The organism is Marinobacterium marinum (assembly GCF_013868415.1).
Classification (GTDB): Bacteria; Pseudomonadota; Gammaproteobacteria; order Pseudomonadales; family Balneatricaceae; genus Marinobacterium; species Marinobacterium marinum.
This window is the reverse complement of the sequence record NZ_JACEMT010000007.1, coordinates 1-281: the sequence shown is the minus strand read 5'-3', so window position 1 is coordinate 281 and position 281 is coordinate 1. Positions and strand designations below refer to the sequence as shown.

Annotated in this window: 1 protein-coding gene; it reads right to left on the bottom strand. The window is 55.5% G+C overall.

Annotated elements, in window-relative coordinates; all coding sequences use genetic code 11:
* Positions 1-281 (bottom strand): transposase (locus H1S06_RS00260; protein ID WP_181736289.1); only part of this gene is annotated, 281 nt, incomplete at both ends.

Genomic DNA, 281 nt, shown 5'->3' with positions numbered 1-281 from the left:
CCTGGCTGTTCGGCGATGTACCAGTCCGCACTGACATCTTTCAGCTCGTCTCGCTTTTCGGCACCACGGTAACCCGCATCAGCCAAGATGAATGCCTCTTCACCGTGCAGTAGCTGGTCAGCCTGATTGAGATCGTGCTCGTTTGCGGCAGTTGTCGTGAAGCTGTGCGTGAGGCCAGTGCGGGCCTCAACCCCGATGTGGGCCTTCATGCCGAAGTGCCATTGATTCCCTTTTTTGGTTTGGTGCATCTCCGGATCACGTTCACCTGTTTTGTTCTTGGT